Below are 13,908 nucleotides of genomic sequence, written 5' to 3'. Positions count from 1 at the left end.
AACATTTAAATTATTTGTAAACAAAAAAAGGCCGTCTAAAATCATTCAGACGGCCTTTGATTATCCAGGCAAATATCAAGCTTCAACCGGAATAATACCGATTTTGGCCTGCCATTGTTTTGGCGCAATGGCGTGAACCGATTCACCGTTGCTATCCACCGCAACGGTCACAGGCATGTCTTTGACTTCAAATTCGTAAATCGCTTCCATACCCAATTCTGGGAACGCCAAGACTTTAGATGCTTTAATGGCTTTGGCAACCAGATATGCCGCGCCGCCGACAGCCATCAGGTAAACGGCTTTATTATCGGCAATGGCTTGGCAAGTTGCTGCACCGCGTTCGGATTTACCGATCATACCCAGGAGGCCGGTTTGTTCCAGCATTTGGCGGGTAAACTTATCCATACGGGTGGAAGTAGTCGGACCGGCCGGGCCAACAACTTCGTCACGGACTGGATCAACCGGGCCAACGTAGTAAATCAGTTTGTTGGTGAAATCTACCGGCAATTCTTCGCCTTTGTTGAGCATATCAACCAAACGTTTGTGCGCGGCATCGCGTCCGGTCAGGATTTTACCGTTCAGCAACAACACGTCGCCGGTTTTCCATGTTGCCACTTCTTCTTTGGTCAGATTGTTGACATCGACACGTTTGCCGTTGTCCGGGCTGTAAGTCAAATCCGGCCAGTCTTCCAAAGATGGGGCTTCCAGTTTGGCCGGGCCTGAGCCGTCCAATTCAAATTCGATGTGGCGGGTAGCCGCGCAGTTTGGAATCATGGCAATCGGTTTGGAAGCCGCGTGGGTTGGGTAGTCAAGGATTTTGACATCCAGCACGGTGCTCAAACCGCCCAAACCTTGTGCGCCGATGCCCAAGGCATTTACTTTTTTGTAGAGTTCCAAGCGTAGGGCTTCGGTTGTAGACAATTCTGCACCGGAATCGGCTTTTTCTTTGAGTTCCTGAATATCGATATGGCTCATCAGGCTTTCTTTGGCCATCAACACTGCTTTTTCAGGCGTACCGCCGATGCCGATACCCAAAATGCCCGGAGGACACCAGCCGGCACCCATTTGAGGAACGGTTTTCAATACCCAATCAACGATATTGTCTGAAGGGTTGAGCATGGCAACTTTGGTTTTGTTTTCAGAACCGCCGCCTTTGGCTGCGCAAGTGACTTCGACTTTGTCGCCTTTTACGATTTCCATATGTACAACGGCAGGGGTGTTGTCTTTGGTATTTTGACGTTTACCAGCCGGATCGGCCAATACAGAGGCGCGCAGTTTGTTGTCAGGATAGGTGTATGCACGGCGTACGCCTTCGTTAACCATTTCCTGTACGCTCATCTCGGCATCCCACTGTACATCCATGCCCACTTTCAAGAATACGGTCGCAATACCGGTATCCTGACAAATCGGACGATGGCCTTCAGCACACATACGGCTATTGACCAAAATCTGCGCCATCGCATCTTTGGCGGCAGAGTTTTCTTCTTTTTGATAAGCCTTATACAAAGCCTGAATGTAGTCTTTAGGATGGTAGTAGCTGATGAATTGGAAAGCATCGAAAATACTTTGGATAAAGTCTTCTTGCTTGATGACGGTCATGATTGTGTTCCTTTTCGGGAGTCATGGTAGGAAGGGTTTGTTTATTTTTTAAGAGACCGATTTTTTCAGACGGCCTTCAATAGTGTAATAGTGCTTTCAAATGAATAATTCAGACAATATCATTTTCATACCTTATTGATTTAAATAGAATTTAATATCGCATTAAATCACTTGGTTATTGATAATATATATCCACTGACCATTCACTTACACAGAAATAAAATTACATTATTTTTAAATGATATTCTAATTACAAGTCCGTCTGAAAATGTTTGCTTTAAGTATCTGAGAAAGAAATTTAGTAGCTTGTATTTAAAAGGAAACTACCTAAATTTCAGACGGCCTTTCTTATTTTCCAATACGATACACAATTGTAAAATCTGTGTCATTTTCTCCCTCAATCTTCTTGACTGATATCAAACTCATTTAATTTTCTGAAATTTTATAACAATCTTTTCACTTACTTACCTATAAGAATATTATTCAATATATACAACAATCTATGTAAAATTGTCTAACATATAATAATGATTTTTACTAGTAAATATACGAATATTTTAAAATTTATAATAAAAAAGTAATTTTATTTTACTTTTAAAATCAAGTTGTTGTAATAAATTTGTCTAAATAATAGGCATATTTTGTTTGCAATCCTCCTTCTATAAAACCTTAGGTTACCCCTATCATCAAAACCACTAAATTCTGATACACTTCGACTCATAAAGATAAACATTGATTTTAAAAGAATTTCCGAGTAAATCACTTGGATATTTTCCTCATACGCAATAAATGTAATAAAAATACAATTAATCAAATTACCCACTATTCCAACTTCCAATTTCACAGGAACAAACCATGAGTGAAAATTTGTTAACCCTGACCATAGACGGCCATGAAGTCAAAGCTTCCGCCGACTCGTCAATCATCCAAGCCTATGCCCGTTCAGGCAATGCGATTACTGCCAATGTCGGCTGTATGGGTCAAGGCGTATGCGGTTCCTGCCGCTGCATGATTCGTAAAGAAGGCGAGCGCGAAGTAACCACCGCACTGGCATGCGAGACTAAAGTTGAAGAAGGCATGCATATCAGCTTCTTGGACTACTTTATTCCCGAGCATATCCAATATTACGACGTCGGGGAAATTGGTGACGGCTGGAACTGGTTGGACGATACCGCCAAAGCCTTCCCAGAAGCGCAAAACTGCCGTCATTGCGGCGGCTGCAATCGCGCCTGTCCTAAAGGTTTGCAAGTGGAAAACGGCGTAGCGCAGGTAGTTTCCGGCGATTTCGGCGCGGCTGCGCTGACCTTCGACCAATGCGTGATGTGCAACCTCTGCACCCTCTCCTGCCCCGAACACATACGTCCGAACCACTTGGGCCTGTTCGCCCGCCGTATGAAAGCGGCGCGTACATTGCGCCCTGTGGATTTGATGCGCCGCCTGCGCGAAATCGACAGCGGCAAAATGAAAGTCGAATTTGAAGAGGAGTCAGTGTAATGGTTAACAAAATCCAAGGCATAGACTACGAAACCGCCCTTGCCAACCTGCGTGCGTCCTCATTGGAACTTCGTGGCGATTTACCTGAAAAGAACGAATTATTGAGCCAATTTCACCCTGACTATCAGGCAAATGCCCGTGTGAAACTACCTATCGGTCCAAACCAAGGCGATTACTGCCATCCTGATTTGGCCAAACTCTTAATCAGTCAGCCTCTGATTGACGACTATGATTTGTCAGGCGCAGAACACTTGAACACCGACGTATTGGTAATTGGCGGTGGCGGTGCAGGCGCGGCAGCGGCATTGTCTGCGACTGAAGCAGGCGCACGCGTCATCATGGCAAACAAGCTGCGTATCGGCGACAGCAATACCGTGATGGCCGAAGGCGGCATTCAAGCTGCGGTCGGCGCAGAAGACAGCCTGCAACAACACTTTGACGACACCATCAAAGGCGGCCACAACGTCGGCAAAAAAGAATTGGTGGCGCAAATGGTTACCGATGCACCATCTGCCATTCGTTGGCTGATTGGCTTGGGCATGACTTTTGACTTGGCTAAAGGTGCAGACAACAACGGAATGTTGAGCCGCAAACGCGCAGGTGGTACGACAGTACCGCGTATTTTGAGCTACCGCGACTTTACCGGCCTCGAAATGATGCGCGTACTGCGCGAGGCAGTCGAACTCGACGAAAACATTACCCAGCTCAACCGCCACCCCGCCATCGAATTATTATCAGACGAACACGGCCGCTGCGTCGGCGCGATTTTGTGCGATTTGGAAAAACGTTCTTTGGTGTTGGTTCACGCCAAAGCCGTGGTATTGGCAACCGGCGGCAGCGGACGCCTGCATTTGCAAGGTTTCGCCACTTCCAACCACTATGGCGCGACTGCAGACGGCCTGGTAATGGCTTACCGTATCGGTGCCAAACTGCGCGATGTCGATTCTTTCCAATACCACCCGACCGGCGTTGCCCACCCTCCACACTTGGCGGGCGCGCTGATTTCCGAAGCCGTGCGTTCCGCAGGCACCAAACTGGTCAACGGTTTGGGCGAACGTTTCGTTGACGAATTGCAGCCGCGCGACGTTGTTGCCGCTGCGATTCTGCGTGAATGCCGCGAAGGCCGTGGCGTGGTACGCGACGGACAAGTCGGTGTATTCCTCGACACCCCGCGCCTGATTGCTAACGACCCTGACGTATTAAACCGTTTGGTAACACTCGGCCACGTTGCCCACAAATGCGGCATTGACCCTGCTGTTGAGCCGGTCATGATTCATCCGACCCTGCACTATCAAAACGGCGGTATCGAAATCAACGGCGACGGCGCAACCTGCGTCGAAGGCCTCTATTGCGCCGGCGAAGTAACCGGCGGCATTCACGGCCGCAACCGTCTGATGGGCAATGCACTTTTGGATATCATCAGCTTTGGCCGCCGTGCCGGTAAAGCCGCGGCAACTTGCGGCCTGCCATTGAAAAAAGTACGCGGCGGTGTCGGACACGTTCACGACCTGCAACGCGAAATGACCCGTGCCGGTCTGACCAGCGACATCAAAGCCCCCGTTTTATATCCCGACTACGGCAAATTCGATTTGCGCGAACACGCCGGTTTGCAGGAGCAACAATCATGAATCAAGCCAATCAAAACTTACTGCATCCTTCCCGCCAAGTCGGCGCAGATTTAGCCGCATGGCGCAAAGTCGGCGGCGGCGAAGGCCTGCTGGCCGCGCTTGCCGATCCTCAAAGCATTGTTTCCAAACTGCAAGATGCCAATCTTTGCGGTATGGGCGGTGCAGGTTTCCCAACTTGGCGCAAATGGGAGGCCGCCGTTGCCGCCCAAAGCAAAAATGGCGACAAATACGTTGTCTGCAATGCCAACGAAGACGAACCGGGTACATTTAAAGACCGTGTACTGCTGGCAAATACGCCGCACCAAGTCATCGAAGGCGTCCTGATTGCCGCCGTTGCCTGCCGTGCCAACAAAGCGATTTTGTACGTCAACCCTCATCAAACTGAATCCATCGCTTCCATCACACCGGCCATCGAGCAATGGAAAAACAGCGATTTGTTTATCCGTATTGAAAACTACTTGGGTAAACCTTTAGACCTGCAACTGGTCGAAACTTCAGGCCGTTATATTGGTGGCGAAGAAACTGCCGTGATTTCATGGCTGGAAGGTGGTTTCCCTTTCCCTCGCCGCAAGCCGCCTTTCCCAGCCGAAAGCGGTGTCAACGGTGAGCCGACCCTTATCAACAATACCGAAACCTTCGCCAATATTCCGCAAATCCTTGCCAAAGGCACGGAATGGTACAAATCTTTGGGTTTGGGCGATGCCGCAGGCACGAAACTCTACTCGCTCTCCGGCGACGTATTGAATCCGGGCCTGTACGAACTGCCGATGGGTACCACCCTGCAATCGCTGATTTACGATCACGGCGGCGGTATGCTCGAAGGCCGCACGTTTAAAGCCGTATTTACCGGCGGCCCGTCAAACACGCTTTTGACCGTAAAAGATTTGGATGTGCCTTTGGACTTCGTTTCCGTACGCGAACGCAAATCCAGCCTCGGCACCGGCGCGATGATTGTGATTTCCGAAGGCACCAGCGTGGTGCGCAAAGTGGCTGAGTATGTGGAATTTTTCGCTTCCAATTCATGCGGTCAATGCCCACCTTGTAAAGGCGGCACATTCCAGCTTTCCCGCCTGCTCAACCGCGTGGACACCGGCATCGGCACTCCCGACGACCTGCGCGCCCTGCAAAGCCTGTGCCAACTGTTGCCACGAAGCGGCCGTTGCGGTTTGATTGACGGCGCGGTAACTGTGTTGCAAAGCTCGTTGCGTACCTTCCCCGAAGAATACGGCCTACCGCAAGAACAGGAGTAAAACGGCGTTGTTTTCAGACGGCCTGTTACTGTGAAGGCCGTCTGAAAAACGATACCCGAATCCCTTTCTCTTCTTTCCAAGATGGAAGAGAAGCCCAATAAGAAAAATACCTTCCGAACCTACCAAAATACGTTCAGACAGGCTTTAGCAACACTCAGGCCGTCTGAAAACCGATTTCCCAATACTTCAATCCTCAAATTAGGAGATTCAACATGGGCTTCAAGCCAATTCCTGCCGCGGTCGCACTTGTGCTGACGCTGCTTATCTGGTTCGTTATCCCCGTTCCTCAAGGCGTATCGCCTGACGCATGGCATCTTTTGGCATTGTTTGTCGGCATTATTGCCGGCATCATCGGCAAAGCCATGCCTATCGGCGCAATGGCGATTTTGGGCATTACCTTGGTTGCACTGACCGGCGTGACCAACGAAAAAGCCGCCGATGCAACCAAAGACGCACTGAGCAGCCTCAACAACTCACTCATCTGGATGATCGGTATCGCCATCATCATCTCGCGCGGCCTGTTGAAAACCGGCTTGGGTATGCGTATCGGCTACCTCTTGATTTCCCTCTTCGGCAAACGCACGCTGGGCGTAGGTTACAGCTTAGCGCTTGCCGACTTGGTCATCGGTCCGGTAACGCCGAGTAATACCGCGCGCGGCGGTGCCATCGTACATCCGATTATGAAATCCATTGCCTTGAGCTTCGACTCCGACCCTGAAAAGGGTACGGAAGGCAAAATCGGTAAATACCTTTCACTGGTCAACTTCCACTCCAATGTAATTACCTGTCTGATTTTTATCACCGCCACCGCACCTAATCCACTGGTGGTCGAATTGGTTGCCAAAGCCACCAATTCACAAATCCAACTCTCTTGGGGTACTTGGTTCTTGGCAATGATCGTACCCGGCCTGCTTGCTATGCTACTGATGCCGCTGGTGCTGTATTTCCTGTATCCGCCTGAAATCAAACAAACCCCTAACGCCACTGCATTGGCAAAAGAGCATTTGACCCAAATGGGACCGATGAAGCGTGAAGAAAAAATCATGCTCGGTATTTTCCTGGTTCTGCTGCTGTTGTGGGCGGGTATTCCTGAGATGCTGTTTGGCGTGAAAGTGGACGCTACTGCCACCACCTTCCTCGGCTTGAGCCTGTGCCTGTTGACCGGCGTACTGACTTGGGACGACGCGCTGAAAGAAAAAAGCGCGTGGGATACCATTGTTTGGTTTGCTGCCTTGGTGATGATGGCAAACTTCCTCAACAAACTGGGCCTCATCAGTTGGTTGTCCGACTCCATGCAAGGCGGTATCGCCCACATGGGTTTGGGTTGGGAAGCCGGTTGTGCCCTGTTGATGCTGGCCTACCTCTACGCCCACTACGTTTTCGCCAGCGGTACGGCACACGTTACCGCCATGTTCGGCGCATTCTACGGCGCAGGCTTGGCCTTGGGCGCACCACCGATGCTGTTTGCCCTGATTATGGCAGCCGCTACCGGCATCATGATGTCGCTGACCCACTACGCTACCGGTTCTGCACCTGTCATTTACTGCTCCAACTATGTAACCATGACCGAATGGTGGAAAGCCGGCTTCATCATGAGCGTGCTCGAAATCCTGATTTTCGGCACTGTCGGTATCTTGTGGTGGAAAGTTTTGGGCTACTGGTAACCTTCTGGCTTATTTAAAACTCAGGCCGTCTGAAAACTCCAATTTCAGACGGCCTTTTGTTACAATTTCATTTTTACCGAACACACTCAATTACCGTGAAAATACTCATCCTCGGCAGCGGCCAAGTCGGCTCGACCGTCGCCCAAAACCTTGCCTCCGTTCCCAGCAACGACGTTACCATCATCGACATCGACGAAAAAGCGCTCAACCGCATCAGCAGCCGCCTCGATGTCCAAACCATCGTCGGCAACGGCGCATCGCCCTTTACCCTCGAACAGGCAGGTGCGGCGGACTCCGACCTCCTGCTTGCCCTGACCCGCAGCGACGAAACCAACATCGTTGCCTCCAAAATCGCCGCCGACCTGTTCAACATCCCCGGCCGTATTGCACGCGTACGCTCAAGCGAATACCTCGAATATCCGGTTGCCGGCAGCGACAAACCCGAAGAAGGCAGCCTCAACATCTTCGGCATTACCGAAACCATCAGCCCAGAACAACTGGTTACAGAACAACTTGTCGGCCTGCTCAGCTACACCAGCGCATTACAGGTACTCAGCTTTGCCAACGACCAAGTCCGCATGGTGATTGTTCAAGCTCGCAAAGGCGGTTTGCTGATCAGCCGTGAAATTGCCGACATCAACCAACATCTCCCCGAAGGCGCGGACTGCCAAATCTGCGCCATCTACCGCAACAACCGCCTTATCGTCCCCACGCCGCAAACCGTCATCATCGAAGGTGACGAGGTACTTTTTACCGCCGACATCAGCAGCGTCAACATCATCATGCGCGAACTGCGCCCCAAAGAAGCGCGTACCCGCCGCATCATGATTGCCGGCGGCGGTAACATCGGCTACCGCCTCGCCAAACAGCTCGAATCCAAATACGACATCAAAATCATCGAATACAAACCCCACCGCGCCGAATGGCTAGCCGAGAATCTGGACAACACCCTCGTCCTGCAAGGTTCCGCCACCGATGAAACCCTGCTGGACGAAGAATACATCGACGAAATCGACGTCTTCTGCGCGCTGACCAACGACGACGAAAACAACATCATGTCCAGCCTGCTGGCGAAAAACCTTGGTGCCAAACGCGTAATCACCATCGTCAACCGCTCAAGTTACGTCGATTTGCTCGAAGGCAACAAAATCGATATCGTCGTTTCCCCCCACCTGATTACCATCGGCTCCATCCTCGCCCACATCCGCCGTGGCGACGTCGTTGCCGTCCATCCTTTGCGCCGCGGTACAGCCGAAGCCATTGAAGTGGTGGTACACGGCGACAAAAACACTTCCGCCATCGTCGGCCGCCGTATCAGCGGCATCAAATGGCCAAGCGACTGCTACATCTCCGCCATCGTCCGCGGCGCAACCGGCGAGGTCATCATGGGACACCACACCGAAACCATCCTCCAAGACGGCGACCACATTATCTTCTTCGTCTCACGCCGCCGCGTTCTGCCGGAACTGGAGAAACTCATTCAAGTTAAAATGGGCTTTTTCGGTTAAACCCAAAATCCGTTTGCTTGAAGTCATAAAAAGGCCGTCTGAAAACCTTTTCAGACGGCCTTTATTTCTTGTTTTATTTATGCTTTAGCAACGCTGTTTTTACGACCAAACCAAACAAAACCAATCGCACCCAATACAATCATCGGTACGCTCAACCATTGACCCATGGACAAACCCAAGGTCAACAGGCCGAGATAGTCGTCAGGCTGGCGGGCAAATTCGGCAATAAAGCGGAACAAACCGTAACCGCCCAAGAACAATGCCGCCGTTTGTCCGGCCGGACGTGGTTTTTTCGAGAAAATCCAAACGATGACAAACAGGCAAATGCCTTCAAGGGCAAACTGGTAAAGCTGAGACGGATGGCGCGGCAGCATGCCGTATTGTTGCAGCCATTCGGCCCACAAAGGATTGTGCGCCGCAGCTTCCGCATCTTCGTAACGCGCTTGCGGAAAACCCATTGCCCAAAAAGCATTGAGTTCGGTCACGCGTCCCCAAAGTTCGCCGTTGATAAAGTTGCCGATACGGCCGGAAGCCAAGCCCAGCGGTACGAGTGGCGCAACGGTATCCATCAATTTTAAAATGCTGATGTTGTGCTTACGGCCAAACAGCCACATGGCAACGACCACACCCAAAAAGCCGCCGTGAAACGACATACCGCCTTCCCAAACTTTGAAAATATCCAACGGGTTGGCCAGATAGTCGGAAAATTTATAAAACAAAACGTAGCCGATACGGCCGCCCAAGATCACGCCCAAGATACCCCAAGTCAGGAAATCGTCGAGTGTTTCTTTGGTAAACACAGAATTGCCCTGCGCGATACGGCGACGGCCCAAAATCGTAAACAGGATAAAGCCAACAATATAGCTCAAGGCATACCAGCGGATGGCAAGCGGGCCGATGCTGATCAGCACCGGATCAAACTGGGGATGTATCATCATAATGTGTGTTCCTTATCTCAAAGGCCGTCTGAAAGCCTGAACTTTCAGACGGCCTGTATGCGGTATCGGATAGTTTAACGCAAATCGCCAACCACATTCAAAATAGCAGACAACATTGCCTCGCCCAAGCGCAGCGAGCGTTGGCCGTTCCAGCCGAAATCGTCGTCCGGCAGGTTGGCATTGTCTTTAAACGGCATTTCCAAAGTATAGGCAAGGCAGTTGAAATGATTGCCGACCCAGTTGGTCGCCAAAGTCATGTTTGCCTGACCCGGCGCATCTTTGTCATAGCCGTAATCGTCTTGGAAATCGGGGCTGGCATTGAGCAACGCGAGCTTGAATTGGTCTTCCAAGGCTTCGATGCGCTCGTTGTAGTTCGGCACGCCTTCGGTACCGGCCACAAAGACAAACGGCAGACCTTCATCGCCATGAATATCCAAGAACAAATCCACGCCGGTTTCCATCATTTTTTCACGGACGGTAAAGACTTCGGGGCTTCGCTCCAAAGTCGGGGTTTCCCATTCGCGGTTGAGGTTGGCGCCGGCGGCATTGGTGCGTAGATTACCCAAAACCGAACCGTCCGGATTCATATTCGGCACAATGTAAAAAGTTGCACGGTCAAGCAGCATGCGCGCGGTCGGATCTTGCGGATCAAGCAGGCGACCCAGCAAACCTTCGACAAACCATTCCGCCATGGTTTCGCCCGGATGCTGACGGGCGATAATCCAGACTTTCATATCGCTTTCGACTTGGTTACCGATGGTCAGAAGGTTGATGTCGCGGCCTTGAACGGTACTGCCCAAATCGTCGATACGGCACAAACCGCTGCCCTGAGCATCGCCCAAAAGGTTCAAATGCTGCTCGTTGGAATAAGGCTCGAAATAAGCGTAGTAAACGCTGTTGGACAAAGGCGTATGGTTGATGGTCAATACGCCGTTTTCGTAGCTGGTCGGCACGCGGAACCAATTTTGGCGGTCGTAAGAAGCGCAAGCCTGATAGTCCTCCCAGCCCAAAGGATACGCAGCGTCCGCCGCATTTTCAAAATGCATCACGCAGTTTTGATAGGCCGCACCCTGCAAACGGAAGTAAAACCATTGGGCAAACTCCGAAGCATTGTCGGGACGCAGGGCGAGACGGATATCGGCAGGGTTGCTCAAGTCTTTGACAACGACCGAACCGGCATCGAATTGGGTGCTGATTTTCATCATGGGTATCCTTAGTAATCGGCGAAGAGGCCGAAGCAAACCGTCATTTTACCGTTTGCATGAGGCTGGTTTCAACCATTTAACTGATTTAACAGGATTTCAAGCGCTTGGAAATATTGTTTCAGACGGCCTTTGGGATTAAGATAAAGGCAGAAATCATGAAACAAGGTTGAAACCATGACCCAGCAACAATCTGTCTCCCCTTCCATCAAGGCGCGCGTCCTTGCTGAATCTTTACCTTATATCCGCCGTTTTTCCGGCTCCATCATCGTCATCAAATACGGCGGCAATGCCATGACCGAACCTGCCTTAAAAGAGGGTTTCGCACGCGATGTCGTCCTGCTCAAACTAATCGGCCTGCATCCCGTCATCGTTCACGGCGGCGGCCCGCAAATTAATGAAATGTTGGAAAAAGTCGGCAAAAAAGGAGAATTTGTTCAAGGCATGCGCGTGACCGACAGCGAAACCATGGACATTGTAGAAATGGTTTTGGGCGGACACGTCAATAAAGAAATCGTTTCCATGATTACTACCTTCGGCGGTCGCGCCGTCGGCATTACCGGCCGGGACAACCACTTCATCAAAGCGGAAAAACTCCTGATCGACACGCCTGAACAAAAAGGCGTGAACATCGGCCAAGTCGGCACAGTGGCCGACATCGATACCCGTTTGGTGGAAGGCTTGGTTGAGCGCGGCTGCATTCCTGTCATTGCACCCATCGGCGTAGGCCAAAACGGCGAAGCGTTCAACATCAATGCCGACTTGGTTGCCGGCAAACTGGCGGAAAAACTTCAAGCCGAAAAACTGCTGATGATGACCAATATCCCCGGCGTACTGGATAAAGAAGGCAAATTATTGACCACCCTCACGCCAAGCCGCATTGACGAACTGATTGAAGACGGTACGCTGTACGGCGGAATGCTGCCTAAAATTGCCTCCGCCGTCGAGGCCGCCAAAAGCGGGGTCAAAGCTACGCATATCATAGACGGCCGCGTTCCCAACGCCCTGCTCTTGGAAGTACTGACCGATGACGGCGTAGGCTCGATGATTTTGGGCGAAGGCTAATCCGTTTTTCAGACGGCCTTATGCCTTATTTAATCAGCTTTTCACCCTAAAAAGGGTAAAAAATGTTACACTATACGGCTTATGTTTGTTTGAGCGATATTGACGTGAAACAAACTTACAGTCGGTTTCATACCGACTCCGATGCCATACCTGGCAAAGACGGTATAATGTCTGCATTCATCAGACTTTGGCAATCATCCTTAAGGCCGTCTGAAACGTAACAAAGCTACTTTTCTTTTACCATCCTATTTGGAGATATTCATGAGCGCAATCGTTGATATTTTTGCACGCGAAATTTTGGACTCCCGCGGCAACCCTACTGTAGAGTGTGACGTATTGTTGGAATCCGGCGTCATGGGACGCGCAGCCGTACCAAGCGGCGCATCAACCGGCCAAAAAGAAGCTTTGGAACTGCGTGACGGCGACAAATCCCGTTACTTGGGCAAAGGCGTATTGAAAGCCGTTGACCACGTCAATAACCAAATCGCGCAAGCCCTCATCGGTATCGATGCCAACGAACAATCTTATATCGACCAAATCATGATCGAATTGGACGGTACTGAAAACAAAGGCAACTTAGGTGCCAACGCCACTTTGGCCGTTTCCATGGCCGTAGCACGCGCAGCCGCTGAAGATTCAGGCCTGCCGCTGTACCGTTACTTGGGCGGCGCAGGCCCAATGGCTCTGCCTGTTCCGATGATGAACGTAATCAACGGCGGCGAACATGCCAACAACAGCCTGAACATCCAAGAATTCATGATCATGCCTGTCGGCGCAAAATCTTTCCGCGAAGCTCTGCGTTGCGGCGCCGAAATTTTCCACGCACTGAAAAAACTGTGTGATGCCAAAGGCTTCCCAACTACCGTGGGCGACGAAGGCGGTTTCGCACCTAACCTGAACAGCCACAAAGAAGCCCTGCAACTGATCGTAGAAGCAACCGAAGCCGCAGGCTACAAAGCAGGCGAAGACGTATTGTTCGCCCTGGACTGCGCATCCAGCGAGTTCTACAAAGACGGCAAATACCACTTGGAAGCCGAAGGCCGCTCTTACACCAGCGCAGAATTTGCCGAATACTTGGAAGGCCTGGTTAACGAATTCCCAATTGTTTCCATCGAAGACGGTATGGACGAAAACGACTGGGAAGGCTGGAAACTGCTGACCGAAAAATTGGGCGGCAAAGTTCAATTGGTCGGCGACGACTTGTTCGTAACCAATCCAAAAATCTTGGCTGAAGGCATCGAAAAAGGCGTGGCAAACGCATTGCTGGTCAAAGTCAACCAAATCGGTACATTGAGCGAAACCCTGAAAGCCGTTGACTTGGCCAAACGCAACCGCTACACCAGCGTAATGAGCCACCGTTCCGGTGAAACCGAAGACAGCACCATTGCCGACTTGGCAGTTGCTACCAACTGTATGCAAATCAAAACCGGCTCCCTGTCCCGTTCTGACCGCATGGCGAAATATAACCAATTGTTGCGCATCGAAGAAGAATTGGCCGAAGCCGCTTACTACCCTGGCAAAGCCGCATTCTACCAATTGGGCAAATAAGCAGAATATAGG

Annotated in this window: 10 protein-coding genes; 7 read left to right on the top strand and 3 right to left on the bottom strand. The window is 50.8% G+C overall.

The window, feature by feature from the left end; genetic code table 11:
* Positions 1-75: 75 nt before the first annotated feature.
* Positions 76-1,599 carry a fumarate hydratase gene (locus HMPREF2696_RS09875; protein ID WP_070588382.1) on the bottom strand — a complete coding sequence of 508 codons (1,524 nt, stop codon included), beginning with the start codon at positions 1,597-1,599 and terminating at the stop codon, positions 76-78.
* Positions 1,600-2,454: 855 nt separating this feature from the next.
* On the opposite strand from HMPREF2696_RS09875, the gene HMPREF2696_RS09870 reads away from it, so the two are divergent.
* From HMPREF2696_RS09870 to trkA, 5 genes are all read left to right on the top strand, one after another.
* Complete coding sequence (locus tag HMPREF2696_RS09870; RefSeq protein ID WP_004520763.1) at positions 2,455-3,093, top strand: 4Fe-4S dicluster domain-containing protein; 639 nt, start codon at positions 2,455-2,457, stop codon at positions 3,091-3,093.
* Positions 3,093-4,721 carry an FAD-binding protein gene (locus tag HMPREF2696_RS09865; RefSeq protein ID WP_070588381.1) on the top strand — a complete coding sequence of 543 codons (1,629 nt, stop codon included), beginning with the start codon at positions 3,093-3,095 and terminating at the stop codon, positions 4,719-4,721. Before HMPREF2696_RS09870 ends, HMPREF2696_RS09865 begins: the two co-directional genes overlap by 1 nt.
* Positions 4,718-5,971, top strand: a complete 1,254-nt coding sequence (locus tag HMPREF2696_RS09860) for a complex I 51 kDa subunit family protein (protein ID WP_070588379.1) — start codon at positions 4,718-4,720, stop codon at positions 5,969-5,971. The genes HMPREF2696_RS09865 and HMPREF2696_RS09860 overlap by 4 nt, the downstream gene beginning before the upstream one ends.
* A 212-nt stretch (positions 5,972-6,183) precedes the next feature.
* On the top strand, positions 6,184-7,635 hold the full coding sequence (locus tag HMPREF2696_RS09855; RefSeq protein ID WP_049335870.1) for a DASS family sodium-coupled anion symporter: 1,452 nt from the start codon (positions 6,184-6,186) through the stop codon (positions 7,633-7,635).
* A gap of 95 nt (positions 7,636-7,730) precedes the next feature.
* Positions 7,731-9,143, top strand: a complete 1,413-nt coding sequence (gene trkA / locus HMPREF2696_RS09850) for a Trk system potassium transporter TrkA (RefSeq protein WP_049335872.1) — start codon at positions 7,731-7,733, stop codon at positions 9,141-9,143.
* A gap of 77 nt (positions 9,144-9,220) precedes the next feature.
* Here the strand turns inward: trkA and lgt are convergent, their stop codons facing one another.
* Together lgt and HMPREF2696_RS09840 are read right to left on the bottom strand one after the other, a co-directional pair.
* Entirely contained in the window at positions 9,221-10,081 is an 861-nt protein-coding gene (gene lgt / locus HMPREF2696_RS09845) for a prolipoprotein diacylglyceryl transferase (RefSeq protein ID WP_004520768.1), read from the bottom strand.
* 74 nt (positions 10,082-10,155) lie between these two features.
* Positions 10,156-11,286, bottom strand: a complete 1,131-nt coding sequence (locus tag HMPREF2696_RS09840; RefSeq protein ID WP_004520769.1) for a M14 family metallopeptidase — start codon at positions 11,284-11,286, stop codon at positions 10,156-10,158.
* A gap of 174 nt (positions 11,287-11,460) precedes the next feature.
* Between HMPREF2696_RS09840 and argB the strand changes: the two genes are divergently transcribed.
* Both argB and eno read left to right on the top strand, forming a co-directional pair.
* Positions 11,461-12,348, top strand: a complete 888-nt coding sequence (gene argB, locus HMPREF2696_RS09835; RefSeq protein WP_004520770.1) for an acetylglutamate kinase — start codon at positions 11,461-11,463, stop codon at positions 12,346-12,348.
* A gap of 261 nt (positions 12,349-12,609) precedes the next feature.
* On the top strand, positions 12,610-13,896 hold the full coding sequence (gene eno, locus HMPREF2696_RS09830; protein WP_004520772.1) for a phosphopyruvate hydratase: 1,287 nt from the start codon (positions 12,610-12,612) through the stop codon (positions 13,894-13,896).
* Positions 13,897-13,908 lie beyond the last annotated feature (12 nt).

This window comes from Neisseria sp. HMSC058F07 (assembly GCF_001810035.1).
Classification (GTDB): Bacteria; Pseudomonadota; Gammaproteobacteria; order Burkholderiales; family Neisseriaceae; genus Neisseria; species Neisseria perflava.
This window is presented reverse-complemented; position numbering and strand designations above follow the sequence as displayed.

What these genes read in the sequence shown, in the direction of transcription:
- HMPREF2696_RS09865 (WP_070588381.1), top strand. Translation starts at nt 3,093, where the DNA reads ATGGTTAACAAAATCCAAGGCATAGACTACGAAACCGCCCTTGCCAAC.
- HMPREF2696_RS09870 (WP_004520763.1), top strand. Translation starts at nt 2,455, where the DNA reads ATGAGTGAAAATTTGTTAACCCTGACCATAGACGGCCATGAAGTCAAA.
- lgt (WP_004520768.1), bottom strand. Translation starts at nt 10,081, where the DNA reads ATGATGATACATCCCCAGTTTGATCCGGTGCTGATCAGCATCGGCCCG.
- eno (WP_004520772.1), top strand. Translation starts at nt 12,610, where the DNA reads ATGAGCGCAATCGTTGATATTTTTGCACGCGAAATTTTGGACTCCCGC.
- HMPREF2696_RS09875 (WP_070588382.1), bottom strand. Translation starts at nt 1,599, where the DNA reads ATGACCGTCATCAAGCAAGAAGACTTTATCCAAAGTATTTTCGATGCT.
- HMPREF2696_RS09855 (WP_049335870.1), top strand. Translation starts at nt 6,184, where the DNA reads ATGGGCTTCAAGCCAATTCCTGCCGCGGTCGCACTTGTGCTGACGCTG.
- HMPREF2696_RS09840 (WP_004520769.1), bottom strand. Translation starts at nt 11,286, where the DNA reads ATGATGAAAATCAGCACCCAATTCGATGCCGGTTCGGTCGTTGTCAAA.
- argB (WP_004520770.1), top strand. Translation starts at nt 11,461, where the DNA reads ATGACCCAGCAACAATCTGTCTCCCCTTCCATCAAGGCGCGCGTCCTT.
- HMPREF2696_RS09860 (WP_070588379.1), top strand. Translation starts at nt 4,718, where the DNA reads ATGAATCAAGCCAATCAAAACTTACTGCATCCTTCCCGCCAAGTCGGC.